Raw genomic sequence first — 12726 nt, forward strand, 5'->3', positions numbered from 1 at the left:
GCGTGGGTGTCCTCACTCAGGGTCCGCGCCCTGGATCGACGTACCGGGGGCGAGAGTCTCCTGGCTTCCGGGTCGGACGCACCCCCGGGCCTTCCAGCGGCTTCTGACGGCCCGCCGTGGCACTTCCGAGCGTGCTCCCCGGTGACAGTGGCGGGACCGCGCCGGACTCGCACCGGCTTCCTCTCCATGCCTCCGTTTGGCCCCAGGATCCCATCACGCGGCCGAACCGGGAGTCAACCGAGGTCAAGGAGGGGTCGGTCACACCGGGGGACCGGTAGCGGACCTGTGCGATCGCCCAGCGCGGGGAAGGGCCCGTCAGCTCCGCTTCGTGCGTTCGGCGACTGGGACGGCCCGGGGGCCACACCTACGGTTCGGTGCCATGCGCCGCAGAAAGTCCCCCACCACTGCCGCCCCTTCCCCCGTCCCGTTCTCACCCGAGGCCGCCCGCGCCCACCGGGCCGGCCTCGGGCTGAGCCCCGACCAGGTCGCCGAGGGCATGGCCGCGCACGGCGTACGGCTGCTGCCCGGTCACGTGCTCGCCTGGGAGAACGGCGAGCTGCGCCCCGGCGAGGCCGAGTTCATCGCCCTGGCCAGGGCCCTGTGGTGCCCGGCCGCCCAGCTGATGGACGGCCGCCCGGTGAGCCTGCGCGACCACCGCCTCGCCCGGGAGCTCGGCCAGGAGGCGGTCGCCGAGCGGACCGGAGTGTCGTTGCCCGCCTACCGGCAGGCCGAACTGACCGGCCACTGGGACGGCGACCGGGACCAGACCCACGCCCTCGCCCAGGCGCTCGGCCTGCGGCTGACCGAACTCGTCGAGGCGACCGGGCGCGGCGAGGCCCTCGACCGCCTGCTGCGCCAGTGCGTGGCCGGCCGCTGGCAGCCCCACCTGCGCCCGCTCGCCCGCCTCGTGCCCGTCCCGGAGGCCGACCTCGCCGCCGTCCTCCCCGTCCTCCACCAGGAACACCACGTCCCCTCCCACTGGGGCGCCACCGCCCAGCCCCGTACCGCCACGCCGCCCCTCGTCCCCCGGTTCTGGCACCTCCTCAGCGCCCTGGACCCCGCCATCCCGGTCTGACCCGGGGCCGCTCCTCGGAATCGCGTCGTCCGCCCTGCGGACGCGGGTTCGAAGGCGGGCCCCGGCGCGTCCCCCGGACGGACCAGTCCGGGTGGTCCGGGCGGCGGAGCCGCGGTGGACTGGTGCTCGAACACCGTCCGGTCGGTCCGTGCAACAGAGCGGGGAACGAAATGCGTTGGGGAACCGCAGCCGTCGTGGCCGCCGCCGCCGCCGTCGGGGCGGGGGCCGTCGTCCTGGTGGTCGGCCGCCGGGCCTCCGAGCGGATGGTCCGCCCCGGGGTGCCGGGGCCGGTCGAGCCGGAGGCCGGGCCGGTGGTGGTGCACGGCCTCGGTGTCGACCGGGTCATCTTCAACCGCCGCCCCGAGAGCCTGCGGCCCGGGCGCTGGGCGGTCGAGTGGGACGGCAACGGGCACGCGGTGGTGGAGGAGATCCTGTACCGCGACGCGCAGGGCGTCACCCGCCGGCTGGTCCGGGCGGACCGGGGCACCCTGACGCCGGGCACCGAGGTCCGCTTCACCCCGCGCGTGCACCTGGGCGACCCCACCGAGGCGTTCGGCCTGGCTTACACCGAGACCGCCGCCGACGGCGAACTCGGGGCCCTGCCCGCCTGGCGGCTCGACGGCAAGCGCGGCACCTGGGTGATCCTGGTGCACGGCCCCGAGGCCGACCGCCAGCAGACGCTCCCGGTGCTGCCCACCCTGCACCGCCTCGGCCTGACGGCCCTCGCCGTCACCTACCGCGGTGACGAGGGCGCCCCGGCCCCGCCGGGCGGCTACAGCCGCTTCGGCGAGGACGAGTGGCGGGACGTCGAGGCGGCGGTGCGGCTGGCGCTCGACAGCGGCGCGGGCCGGGTGATCCTCCACGGCTGGTCGGTGGGCGCCACCATGGTCCTGCACACCGCCGCCCGCTCCGCCTGGGCCCACGCGATCAGCGGGTTGATCCTCGACTCGCCGGTCCTCGACCTCGCGAGCGCGGCGCGCCGGGACGCCGCCCGGGCCGGTTTCACCGGTGTCTCCGCCGAGCTGGGCACGCTGGCCGCGCAGGGCCGCACGGGGGTGGACCTGGCGGACTCCTCCCGCCTCGCCGAGGGCGCGGACCTGCGGGTGCCCACCCTGGTCCTGCACAGCCCGGACGACCGGATAGCCCCCTTCGACACCGTGGAGCGCCTGGCCGCCGCCCGGCACGACGTGGTGAACCTCCAGCGCTTCCCGGGCGCCGAGCACGCGGCCCTGTGGAATTCGGCCCCCGAGCACTACACGGAACTCCTCCGGCGCTGGCTCACCCCGCTGCTCTGAATCCGGCGGGTGCACAAGGCGAAGCGGTAAAGGAAGAAATTTGCTCCCGAACCGTGGAAGCCGGGGCATCCACCACGCACCGGAAGTCGGCCCCGCCGACTTCCGGCGTTCCGCTCTCACCCAGCGGGCACATGCCACCTGGCCGGATTCCGGCCCTCCGCTTCCCTCCGGGTCCGGCTCCCCGGATCCCGACCGACCCGCATCCGGCACGGAGCGTGACCGTTCGAACGGGCAGCGCGACGCCCCGCCGCCTCCCTGGCATGGCCCCGCCATACGTTTCCGGCCAGGCGGTTTGCCACTGTTGCCCGATCTTGCGGAGGTGCGGTACCCGGTCCAGCGGTCGTACGGACAACCGGATGTGACAGAAGGCCGGTGCAAGGGGAAGACTGCTCGACGTGACGTCTCGGAACCCGCGCGACCGTGATGCCCCGCTCCCGCCGACGATCGGTACCGGTGCGACGGTGACCCGTCTCCCCGGTACGGCCCACCGGCCCTCCGGTGGCAGGCCGGGCGGGGCCGGTGTACCCCGGCGACGAGGGCCCGCGCCGGCACCCGGCCGAGGTCGGGTTCCCGTCCCGGAGGGCTTCCCCGCGCCGGCCGAGCTGGCGCCGCTGGCCCGCCGGATGCTGGTGGACGCCGTCCGGATCGCCCGCTGGGCCGGGGAACTGGAAGAGGTCGACAAGCGCGGCGAGCTGCTCCCCGAGGACGCCCGCGCCGCCGGCCGGGCGCTGGCCATGACGGTCGGCGCCGCCGCCAAGGCGTGGGGCCAGGCGCTGCTGGTGGGCCTGGTGGAGGCCCGGGACGGCGGCGCGGGCCCCGGTTGGCGCCTGCACGCGTGGGAGCACGACGACGAGGCCGTGGTGCGCGGCTGGTCCGGACTGTTCGACGCCTGGACGCTGCTCGCCCCGGTGCCGCCCGCCGCGCTGCGCGGGGTGTTCGCCGTCCTGGCCGGCCAGGCCGTGGACCAGGCCCCCCAGCTGCTGTCCTTCCTGCACCTGGTGGACGGCCCGGTGGCCGAGAGCGAGCTGCTGGAACTGCTGCGCCGCGGCCTGGACGAGCGCCGCGTCGGCGCCGGCCTCGGCAACCCGGGCCTGTCGCCGGTGCCGCACGCCGCCTCCGCGGTGTCCGCCGTCCGCGGCACCTGCCGGGCGCCGCAGATCGACACCCCGGCCGCGCCCTCCGACGTGGCCGCCGTCCTGGACTGGATGCTGGACGGCCTGGCGGCGGTCGGCGCCGTCGTGCGCAGGAACGATGCCGCTGAGCTGTCCCCGCTGGGCCACTGGGCGGTGCGGGCGAAGCTGGAGGAGATCTGCACCGTCGCCCAGACCGCGGCCGGCCACATCGAGCAGAGCGCCTTCGAGCTGCTGAACGCCTGCGCGGACTACTCGCCCGGGCCGGCCCGGGCGGAGTTCCGCGCCTGGGTGGCGGCCCGACCGGCGGACCGCGCGGTGGCCGAGCTGCTGGACGCAGCCCAGGGCGACGACGCGCTGGTGCGCGGCCTGGCCTTCGAGGCGCTGCGGGTGGCCGGCGGTCCGGCCGAGCAGGCGGTACGGGCGTCGGTGGACGAGCCGGTGCTGCGCCCGTACGCGCTGCTGTGGCTGGCCGAGCGCGCCGACGAGGGGGTCTCCCCGGCGGACGTGCTCGGCGCCGAGGACGCGGCCTGGCTGTGGGTGGACACCGCGGCGGCGGTGCTGGACCACGGCGAGACGGAGCTGCTGGTGGGACACGTCGAGGGCGCCTCGGCGGGCGACCCGGTGCGGCTGTTCGCCCGCGCCCGGCAGTCCGGTCACCCCCGGGCGGCCTCGGTGCTGACGGCGGTCTCCGGCGTGCACCCGGACCCGGGCGTGGCCCGGGCGGCCCGCCGCTCCGCCTTCAGCGTCCACACCGGCGGCGCGTGAGGCGCATCGGAACGCGGGAAGGGCCCGGAACCTGGTGGTTCCGGGCCCTTCCCACATCGCGGGGCGGACTCAGCCGAGCCGGGACTCCGCCCGCCGGGCGCGGACGTCGCCGACCTTCTGCCCGACCTTGCGCCGGATGACCAGCAGCGGCGCCATCGCGGCGAGCGTGATCTGGGCGAACGCGCCGACGTGCATCAGCGTGTCGCCGCCGGGCAGCCCGGTCGCCCAGGCTGCCAGGCAGCCGATCGCCACGACGACCCAGCAGAGCGTCGCGGTGGCCAGCAACCCCTGCGGCTTCGGGTACTCGATCCGGCTGACCATCAGGTACGCCGCGCCGAAGATGGCGAGCAGACCGGGCAGGAACGGCGGGTCGAGCAGCACGATGGCGATCACCGTCATCGCGCCCATCGGGCAGGGCATGCCCTGGAACACCCCGGGCCGCATCTTGACGGCGGAGAAGCGGGCCAGCCGCAGGACCACCGCGAGCAGCACGGTCAGCGCGATCAGCGCGGAGAGCGTCCGGTTGGAGCCCTGCGAGACCATGCCCCAGACCGCGACGAAGTAGGCCGGCGCGATGCCGAAGCTGATCAGGTCGGCCAGGTTGTCGAGTTCGGCTCCGAGGGCGGAGGAGCGGAGCTTCCGCGCCACCAGGCCGTCGAAGAGGTCGCACATCGAGCCGATCAGCAGCAGCGTGACGGCGGTGGCCGCGCTGTGCCGGTCCGGAGCGGCGTCCGGGTTGGTGATGTGCGGGATCAGGACCCCGGTGGTGATCGAGTAGATCGCCAGGAAGCCGCAGACGGCGTTCCCCAGGGTCAGGAAGTCGGCGGTGGACAGGTGCTGAGGGGAGCGCGGGGCACGCAGCTCGCGGTCGCGCGCCCAGCGGCGGCGGCGCAGGGCCGTCTCCTCGTCGTCCAGGCCGACGATTGTCTCAGGATCAGTCACGGTCAAGGCGCGTCACCCCGGCTGTGGTCTTCTGGCCGACCTCGACGCCGACCTCGACGCCGGCCGGCAGGTAGGTGTCGACCCGGGAGCCGAACCGGATCAGACCGATCCGGTCGCCCTGCTCGACCTTGGTTCCGGCGGCCACGTACGGCACGATGCGGCGGGCCACGGCCCCCGCGATCTGCACCATCTCGATGTCGCCGAGCTCGGTGTCGAAGTGCCAGACGACCCGCTCGTTCTGGTCGCTGTCCTTGTTGAACGCCGGCACGAAACCGCCCGCGACGTGCTCGACCGACGTCACCGTGCCCGGCAGGGGCGCGCGGTTGACGTGGACGTTCAGCGGGCTCATGAAGATCGCCACCCGGGTACGGCCGTCCGGCCAGGCGTCGATGCTCTGGACCACGCCGTCGGCGGGGGAGATCACTCTGCCCGTGCCGATCTCACGCTCGGGGTCGCGGAAGAACCACAGCATGCCCGCGCTGAGCGCACAGGCGGGCACCGCCGCCAGGGCCCACTTGCCGCTGCGCCGGGTGAGGGCGGTGGTCACGGCGGCCGTGGCGAGGGTGGGGACGAACCAGGGGGTGGCTCCGCGCGCGATGGTCACGCGGGGTCGCCGACCGGCCGTCGGGGATGCGAGGGCATCGCGGTCCGTGACGGAGGTGTGAGGGGACGGGCTGATGGGCATCGAAGACCTTTGTCGCGGGGGATCATGGCCGCTGGACGGGGGCCACCGCGGGATCGGTAATAGAGGGACGGCTTGCTGTCCCGGTGGATGCTATCGGGAGCACACGGTGGGTGGGCAACCCGCCTGCTCGTTCATGTGTCCGGCGGGAGCGTGGGTGCGCGTCCCGCCTCTACGACCGTAGCTCGCCCCGGTCCGGTTCCCAAGGCACCGGACACGGCTGGTGACTCTTGTCTCAGCAGGGTGGCGCACGGAACCCGGTGGGGACACGGCCGACAGCGACCGGAAGAAGGTGTAAGGAAGCGGCCGCAGGGCGCGTCGTTGCAGCTGTACGCCCTGCGGCCGCTTTCCGGAGGCCGTGCCGGACCCTGGCGGACCAGGCCGGGCCCGTGACGGGGCACGGCACTCTGCCGGGACGGGCCCGCACGCCCGTCGACCGGCGGTTCGGAGGGGGCCGCCCGTCGATCGGGGCGGTCCCGCACTCACTCGGCGGTCCCGCCCCGGGGCGGGAGGCCGGCCGTCACTCGGCGATCTTGTACTCCTCCAGGAGCCGGCGCCCGACGATCATCTTCTGGATCTCCGCAGTTCCTTCACCGATGAGCAGCATCGGGGCCTCGCGGTAGAGGCGCTCGATCTCGTACTCCTTGGAGAAGCCGTAGCCGCCGTGGATCCGGAAGGCGTCCTCGACGACCTCCTTGCAGTACTCCGAGGCCAGGTACTTGGCCATGCCCGCCTCGAGGTCGTTGCGCTCACCGCTGTCCTTCTTGCGGGCGGCCATGACCATCATCTGGTGGGCGGCCTCGACCTTGGTGGCCATCTCGGCGAGCTTGAACTGGATCGCCTGGTGCTCGGCGATCTTCTTGCCGAAGGTGGAGCGCTGCTGGGCGTAGGAGATGCCGAGCTCGAAGGCGCGCCGGGCGACGCCGCAGCCGCGGGCGGCGACGTTGACGCGGCCGACCTCGACGCCGTCCATCATCTGGTAGAAGCCGCGGCCCGGGATGCCGCCGAGGATGCGGTCGGCGGGGATCCGCACGTCCTGCAGCACCAGCTCGGTGGTGTCGACGCCCTTGTAGCCCATCTTCTCGATCTTCCCGGGCACGGTGAGTCCGGGGACGGTCGGGTTCGGGCCGAAGCCGGCCGTCTTCTCGATCAGGAAGGTGGTCATGTTCTTGTACGGGGTGTTGCCGCCCTCGTCGGTCCGGCACAGGACCGCGACCAGGGTGGAGGTGCCGCCGTTGGTGAGCCACATCTTCTGGCCGTTGAGGACGTAGAACTCGCCGTCCTTGACGCCCTTGGTGGAGATGGCCGAAACGTCGGAGCCGAGGCCGGGCTCGGACATCGAGAAGGCGCCGCGGATCTCGCCGGCGGCCATCTTCGGCAGGAAGTAGTCCTTCTGCTCCTGGGTGCCGTGGGCGTTGATCATGTGCGCCACGATGAAGTGGGTGTTGACGATGCCGGAGACCGACATCCAGCCGCGGGCGATCTCCTCGACCACCAGGGCGTAGGTGAGCAGGGACTCGCCGAGGCCGCCGTACTCCTCGGGGATGGTGAGGCCGAACAGCCCGAGCTGCTTCATGCCCTCGACGATGGCGGTCGGGTACTCGTCCTTGTGCTCCAGCTCGGTCGCGACCGGAATGATCTCCTTGTCGACGAAATCCCGCACGGTGGCGAGGATGTCCCGCTGGATCTCGGTGAGGCCGTCGGTCTGTGCGAGGCGTCCCATCGTGCGGCTCCGAAATGTCTGAAGAGGGCGGGGGGGGATTTCCGGGGGCCCTGCCGGCGTGGCTGCGGCAGCAGGGCCCCCGACCGGGTGGGGGTCGGCCGATGACGGCGGCCTCCCCGTCCGGGGTCTCTATATAGGGGTGGGGATCAGGAGAGCGGTTCGGGGCGCCCGGGCTGCTCGCCGCCGCGCGCCTTGATGTACGTCTCGGTCGGCACCATCACCTTGCGGCGGAAGACGCAGACGACCGTGCCGTCCTGCTTGTACCCCTTGGTCTCGACGTAGACGATGCCGCGGTCGTCCTTGGACTTGGACGGCCACTTGTCGAGGACGGTGGTCTCGCCGTAGATGGTGTCGCCGTGGAAGGTCGGCGCGATGTGGCGCAGCGACTCGATCTCCAGGTTGGCGATCGCCTTGCCGGAGACGTCCGGGACGGACATGCCGAGCAGCAGCGAGTAGATGTAGTTGCCCACCACGACGTTCTTGCCGAAGTCCGTCGTCTTCTCCGCATAGTTGGTGTCCATGTGGAGCGGGTGGTGGTTCATGGTGAGCAGGCAGAAGAGGTGGTCGTCGTACTCGGTGACCGTCTTGCCGGGCCAGTGCTTGTAGACCGCGCCGACCTCGAACTCCTCGTAGGTGCGTCCGAACTGCACGGCTCAGCCCTCCGCCTTCTTGTCGGTGTCGGGCAGTTCGAACTTGGTGGTGCGCTGCATGCCGGCGGCCCGGCCCTTGCCGGCGACGACCAGGGCCATCTTGCGGCTGGCCTCGTCGATCATCTCGTCGCCGAGCATCGCGGAGCCCTTGGCGCCGCCCGCCTCGGAGGTGCAGTAGTCGTAGGCGTCGAGGATCAGCTCGGCGTGGTCGTAGTCCTCCTGCGAGGGCGAGTAGATCTCGTTCGCGGCGGCGACCTGGTCCGGGTGGAGCACCCACTTGCCGTCGAAGCCGAGGGCGGCGGAGCGGCGGGCGACCTCGCGGTAGCCCTCCTGGTTGCGGATCTGCAGGTAGGGGCCGTCGATCGCCTGGAGGTCGTTCGCGCGGGCGGCCATCAGGATGCGCATCAGGATGTAGTGGTAGGCGTCGGCGCCGTAGCCGGGCGGCTGCTCGCCGACCACCAGGGACTTCATGTTGATCGAGGCCATGAAGTCGGCGGGGCCGAAGATGATGGTCTCCAGCCGGGGCGAGGCCTCGGCGATGGCGTCGACGTTGATCAGGCCCTTGGCGTTCTCGATCTGCGCCTCGATGCCGATCTTGCCGACCTCGAAGCCCATGGTCTTCTCGATCTGGGTGAGCAGCAGGTCGAGCGCCTTCACCTGCCCGGCGTCCTGGACCTTCGGCAGCATGATGCAGTCGAGGTTGGGGCCGGCGCCCTCGACCACGGTGATCACGTCACGGTAGGTCCAGTGGGTGGTCCAGTCGTTGACGCGGACGACGCGGGTCTTGTTGCCCCAGTCGCCGTTGTTCAGCGCGTCGACGATGTTGTGGCGGGCGCTCTCCTTGACCAGCGGGGCGCAGGCGTCCTCCAGGTCGAGGAAGACCTGGTCGGCCGGGAGGCCCTGGGCCTTCTCCAGGAAGCGAGGGTTGCTGCCCGGTACGGCGAGGCAGGAGCGGCGGGGGCGCAGGCGGTTGACGGTCGTCATGGGGGTGGTTCGGTTCCTTCCCAGTGGTCAGCTGGTCAGCTGGTCAGTTCGTGGCCGCGGTCGGTGCGGGCGTCCACGGCTGGAGCTTGTTGGCGAGCCGGATCTCGTCCACGATCCGGCCGATGATGGTGGTGATGCCGAAGTCCTTCGGGGTGAACACGGCGGCGACGCCGGCGGCCTTGAGGGCCTCGCCGTCCGCTGCCGGGATGATGCCACCCACGATCACCGGGACATCCTCCACCCCGGCGCGGCGCAACCGCTTCAGGACGTCCGGCACCAGCTCGGAGTGGGCGCCGGAGAGGATGGACAGGCCCACGCAGTGCACGTCCTCCGCCACGGCGGCCGAGACGATCTGCTCCGGGGTGAGCCGGATGCCCTGGTAGACCACCTCGAAGCCGGCGTCGCGAGCACGGACGGCGATCTGCTCGGCGCCGTTCGAGTGCCCGTCCAGGCCGGGCTTGCCGACCAGCAGGCGCAGCTTGCCGGCGCCCAGCTCCTCGGCGGTGGCGGCGACGGCGGCGCGGACCTGCTCCAGCTCCCCGCCGGGCTCGGCGGCGACCGCGACGGGCGCGCCGCCCACGCCGGTGGGGGCGCGGTACTCGCCGAACACCTCGCGCAGGGCGAAGGACCACTCGCCGGTGGTGACGCCGGCCCGGGCGCAGGCGAGGGTGGCCGGCACCAGGTTGGCCTCGGTGGCGGCGACGGCCTTGAGCTCGGCCAGCGCCCGCTGGGCGGCGGCCTCGTCGCGCTGGCCGCGCCAGGCCTCCAGGGCGGCGAGCACGGACTGCTCGGAGGCCGGGTCGACCACCATGATCGCGGTGTCCAGGTCGGCGGTGAGCGGGCTGGGCTCGGTGGTGTCGAAGCAGTTGACGCCGACGATCTTGTCCTCGCCGGACTCGATCCGGGCCCGGCGGGCGGCGTGCGAGGCGACCAGGTTGGACTTGAGGTAGCCGGACTCGACGGCCGGGATCACCCCGCCCATCTCCAGCACCTTGGCGATCTCCGCCTCGGCCCCCGCCAGCAGCGCGGCGGTCTTGGCCTCGACCACCTCGGAGCCGTTGAAGAGGTCGCCGTACTCCAGCAGGTCGGACTCGTACGCCAGCACCTGCTGGATCCGCAGCGACCACTGCTGGTCCCACGGGCGGGGCAGGCCGAGCGCCTCGTTCCAGGCGGGCAGCTGGACGGCACGGGCGCGGGCGTCCTTGGAGAGGGTGACGGCCAGCATCTCCAGGACGATCCGCTGGACGTTGTTCTCCGGCTGGGCCTCGGTCAGGCCGAGCGAGTTGACCTGGACGCCGTAGCGGAACCGGCGCTGCTTCGGGTCGGTGACTCCGTACCGCTCCAGCGTGACCTTCTCCCAGAGCTGGGCGAAGGCGCGCATCTTGCACATCTCCTCGACGAAGCGCACGCCGGCGTTGACGAAGAAGGAGATCCGGGCGACCACGTCGCCCATCCGTTCGGCGGGCACCTGCCCGGAGTCGCGGACGGCGTCGAGCACCGAGATGGCGGTGCACATCGCGTAGGCGATCTCCTGGACGGGCGTGGCCCCGGCCTCCTGGAGGTGGTAGCTGCAGATGTTGATCGGGTTCCACTTGGGGATGTGGCCGACCGTGTAGGCGATCATGTCGGTGATCAGGCGCACCGACGGGCCGGGCGGGAAGACGTGCGTCCCGCGCGACAGGTACTCCTTGACGATGTCGTTCTGGGTGGTGCCGGTGAGCTTGGCGATGTCGGCGCCCTGCTCCTCGGCGACCACCTGGTAGAGCGCCAGCAGCCACATCGCGGTGGCGTTGATCGTCATGGAGGTGTTGGTCCGTTCGAGCGGGATGCCGTCGAACAGGGTGCGCATGTCGCCGACGTGCCCGACCGGGACGCCGACCCGGCCCACCTCGCCGCGGGCGAGGATGTGGTCGGAGTCGTAGCCGGTCTGGGTCGGCAGGTCGAAGGCGACGGACAGACCGGTCTGGCCCTTCGCCAGGTTCCGCCGGTATAGCGCGTTGGAGTCGCTCGCGGTGGAGTGGCCGGCGTAGGTGCGCATCAGCCAGGGGCGGTCGCGCTTCTGAGCCTCGGTCATCACACGTTCCTGAAGCGGTTGATGGCCGGAAGGTGCTTCTCGCGCAGTTCGTGGTCGCGGACGCCCAGGCCCTCCTCGGGGGCGAGGCACAGGACGCCGACCTTGCCCTGGTGCTTGTTGTGGTGGACGTCGAGGGCGGCCTGGCCGGTCTCCTCCAGGGTGTAGACCTTGGAGAGGGTCGGGTGGATCTTGCCCTTGGCGACGAGGCGGTTGGCTTCGAAGGCCTCGCGGTAGTTGGCGAAGTGGGAGCCGACGATGCGCTTGAGGGACATCCACAGGTAGCGGTTGTCGTACTGGTGCATGTAGCCGGAGGTGGAGGCGCAGGTGACGATGGTGCCGCCCTTGCGGGTGACGTAGACGGAGGCGCCGAAGGTCTCGCGGCCGGGGTGTTCGAAGACGATGTCGACGTCCTCGCCGCCGGTGAACTCGCGGATCTTCGAGCCGAGGCGCTTCCACTCGCGGGGGTCCTGGTTGTTCTCGTCCTTCCAGAACTTGTAGCCCTCGGCGGAGCGGTCGATGATCGCCTCGGCGCCCATCGCGCGGCAGATGTCGGCCTTGGCCTCGCTGGAGACCACGCAGATCGGGGTGGCGCCGCCGGCCAGGGCGTACTGGGTGGCGTAGGAGCCCAGGCCGCCGCTGGCGCCCCAGATCAGGACGTTGTCGCCCTGCTTCATGCCGGCGCCGTTCTGCGAGACCAGCTGGCGGTAGGCGGTGGAGTTGACCAGGCCGGGGGAGGCGGCCTCCTCCCAGGTCAGGTGCTTCGGCTTGGGCAGCAGCTGGTTGGTCTTGACCAGGGCGATCTGGGCCAGGCCGCCGAAGTTGGTCTCGAAGCCCCAGATGCGCTGCTCCGGGTCCATCATCGTGTCGTTGTGGCCGTCGGGGGACTCCAGCTCGACCGAGAGGCAGTGGGCGACGACCTCGTCGCCGGGCTTCCAGGCGTTGACGCCGGCGCCGGTCTGCAGCACCACGCCCGCGAGGTCGGAGCCCAGGACGTGGTACGGCAGGTCGTGGCGCTTGGTCAGCGGGGAGAGGCGGCCGTAGCGCTCCAGGAAGCCGAAGGTGGAGACCGGCTCGAAGATCGAGCTCCACACGGTGTTGTAGTTCACCGAGCTGGCCATGACGGCGACCAGGGCCTCGCCCGGGCCCAGCTCGGGCAGGGCCACCTCGTCGAGGTGAAGGGACTTGCGGGGGTCCTTGTCGCGGCTGTCGAGACCCGCGAACATCTGCTCCTCGTCCTTGTGGAGCGTGACCGCCCGGTAGGACTCGGGGAGCTTGAGCGCCGCGAAGTCCGCCGACGTGGCGTCGGAGCTGAGGATCGCGTCGAGGATTTCCTGCATGGCTGCCTCCGAAGGCGTACCTGTGTGAGGGTCACAGGGCGTCTGGGGGAGCCGGGAGCGGACACC

Annotated in this window: 10 protein-coding genes and 1 riboswitch; of the genes, 3 read left to right on the forward strand and 7 right to left on the reverse strand. The window is 72.0% G+C overall.

Annotated features, from left to right (window positions below):
- Window positions 1-54: 54 nt before the first annotated feature.
- A riboswitch (cobalamin riboswitch) is annotated at window positions 55-182 on the reverse strand.
- A 197-nt stretch (window positions 183-379) separates the two neighbouring features.
- The 3 genes from HS99_RS38435 (at window position 380) to HS99_RS38445 (ending at window position 4268) form a co-directional block, all read left to right on the forward strand.
- On the forward strand, window positions 380-1075 hold the full coding sequence (locus HS99_RS38435) for a helix-turn-helix domain-containing protein (protein ID WP_050366526.1): 696 nt from the start codon (window positions 380-382) through the stop codon (window positions 1073-1075).
- 170 nt (window positions 1076-1245) lie between these two features.
- Window positions 1246-2370 (forward strand): alpha/beta hydrolase family protein, encoded by a 1125-nt coding sequence (locus HS99_RS38440; protein ID WP_030554624.1) that lies wholly within the window; start codon window positions 1246-1248, stop codon window positions 2368-2370.
- Between the two features lie 623 nt (window positions 2371-2993).
- Window positions 2994-4268, forward strand: coding sequence for a hypothetical protein (locus tag HS99_RS38445; RefSeq protein ID WP_046387263.1), 1275 nt, complete (start codon window positions 2994-2996; stop codon window positions 4266-4268).
- Between the two features lie 69 nt (window positions 4269-4337).
- Here the strand turns inward: HS99_RS38445 and HS99_RS38450 are convergent, their stop codons facing one another.
- From HS99_RS38450 to ccrA, 7 genes are all read right to left on the reverse strand, one after another.
- Window positions 4338-5216, reverse strand: coding sequence for a CDP-alcohol phosphatidyltransferase family protein (locus tag HS99_RS38450; protein ID WP_030285592.1), 879 nt, complete (start codon window positions 5214-5216; stop codon window positions 4338-4340).
- On the reverse strand, window positions 5203-5895 hold the full coding sequence (locus HS99_RS38455) for a phosphatidylserine decarboxylase (protein WP_030285593.1): 693 nt from the start codon (window positions 5893-5895) through the stop codon (window positions 5203-5205). Before HS99_RS38455 ends, HS99_RS38450 begins: the two co-directional genes overlap by 14 nt.
- Window positions 5896-6412: 517 nt before the next feature.
- Window positions 6413-7615 (reverse strand): acyl-CoA dehydrogenase family protein, encoded by a 1203-nt coding sequence (locus HS99_RS38460; RefSeq protein ID WP_030554622.1) that lies wholly within the window; start codon window positions 7613-7615, stop codon window positions 6413-6415.
- 146 nt (window positions 7616-7761) lie between these two features.
- On the reverse strand, window positions 7762-8265 hold the full coding sequence (locus HS99_RS38465; RefSeq protein WP_030554620.1) for a MaoC family dehydratase: 504 nt from the start codon (window positions 8263-8265) through the stop codon (window positions 7762-7764).
- Window positions 8266-8268: 3 nt separating this feature from the next.
- Complete coding sequence (locus tag HS99_RS38470; protein WP_030285599.1) at window positions 8269-9249, reverse strand: HpcH/HpaI aldolase/citrate lyase family protein; 981 nt, start codon at window positions 9247-9249, stop codon at window positions 8269-8271.
- Window positions 9250-9292: 43 nt separating this feature from the next.
- The gene (locus HS99_RS38475) at window positions 9293-11323 is read right to left on the reverse strand and encodes an ethylmalonyl-CoA mutase (protein ID WP_030554618.1); all 2031 of its coding nucleotides are present in this window, start codon (window positions 11321-11323) and stop codon (window positions 9293-9295) included.
- A complete protein-coding gene (gene ccrA / locus HS99_RS38480; protein WP_030285603.1) occupies window positions 11323-12660 on the reverse strand; it encodes a crotonyl-CoA carboxylase/reductase in 1338 nt (445 codons plus the stop codon). Before ccrA ends, HS99_RS38475 begins: the two co-directional genes overlap by 1 nt.
- Window positions 12661-12726: the final 66 nt, after the last annotated feature.

This window comes from Kitasatospora aureofaciens (genome assembly GCF_001188955.3).
Lineage (GTDB): Bacteria > Actinomycetota > Actinomycetes > Streptomycetales > Streptomycetaceae > Kitasatospora > Kitasatospora aureofaciens.

Bases quoted from the DNA above. Each gene is read 5' to 3' on its own strand.
- HS99_RS38445 (WP_046387263.1), top strand. From the start codon at position 2,994: ATGCTGGTGGACGCCGTCCGGATCGCCCGCTGGGCCGGGGAACTGGAA.
- HS99_RS38440 (WP_030554624.1), top strand. From the start codon at position 1,246: ATGCGTTGGGGAACCGCAGCCGTCGTGGCCGCCGCCGCCGCCGTCGGG.
- HS99_RS38455 (WP_030285593.1), bottom strand. From the start codon at position 5,895: ATGCCCATCAGCCCGTCCCCTCACACCTCCGTCACGGACCGCGATGCC.
- HS99_RS38475 (WP_030554618.1), bottom strand. From the start codon at position 11,323: ATGACCGAGGCTCAGAAGCGCGACCGCCCCTGGCTGATGCGCACCTAC.
- HS99_RS38470 (WP_030285599.1), bottom strand. From the start codon at position 9,249: ATGACGACCGTCAACCGCCTGCGCCCCCGCCGCTCCTGCCTCGCCGTA.
- ccrA (WP_030285603.1), bottom strand. From the start codon at position 12,660: ATGCAGGAAATCCTCGACGCGATCCTCAGCTCCGACGCCACGTCGGCG.
- HS99_RS38435 (WP_050366526.1), top strand. From the start codon at position 380: ATGCGCCGCAGAAAGTCCCCCACCACTGCCGCCCCTTCCCCCGTCCCG.
- HS99_RS38460 (WP_030554622.1), bottom strand. From the start codon at position 7,615: ATGGGACGCCTCGCACAGACCGACGGCCTCACCGAGATCCAGCGGGAC.